Here is a 539-nt window from a genome sequence, read left to right on the forward strand (position 1 = left end):
ACGGGACTTGCTGAACGCCTTACTGGTCTGGCTGGCCGTGATCTGTGGGTCATTGATGTTGAGGACCCGGCGATCACGACCCAACCCACCACCGCAGTCACGGCGCCCGATCCTGACGATATTGCGTACATCATTTACACCTCGGGCACTACCGGTGTGCCTAAAGGTGTTGGGATTGCGCACCGCAACGTCACCGACCTGATCGACTCGCTGGATACCAGACTCCCGCGTGAGGGTGTGTGGTCGCAGTGGCACTCGTATAGCTTCGACGTTTCGGTGTGGGAGATCTGGGGTGCCCTGCTGCGTGGTGGGCGGGTAGTCGTCGTACCCGAAGACGTGGTTTCTTCGCCGCAGGATTTCCACGCGTTGTTGGTGGCCGAGCAAGTCACGGTGTTGAGTCAGACACCGTCGGCGGTCGCGGCGTTGTCGGCGCAGGGTTTGGAATCGGTGGCGTTGGTGATCGCTGGTGAAGCCTGCCCGCCTGAGGTGGTGGATCGGTGGGCGCCTGGCCGGGTGATGGTCAACGCCTATGGCCCGAC

General features: G+C 62.2%; 1 protein-coding gene. It reads left to right on the top strand.

Translation table 11 applies throughout. From position 1 onward, the window contains the following. Window positions 1-539: AMP-binding protein (locus DB708_RS03515; RefSeq protein WP_133250971.1), on the top strand; the 539-nt coding region annotated here is incomplete at both ends.

Origin of the sequence: Mycobacterium montefiorense (assembly GCF_003112775.1) — a bacterium.
Taxonomy (GTDB): Bacteria; Actinomycetota; Actinomycetes; order Mycobacteriales; family Mycobacteriaceae; genus Mycobacterium; species Mycobacterium montefiorense.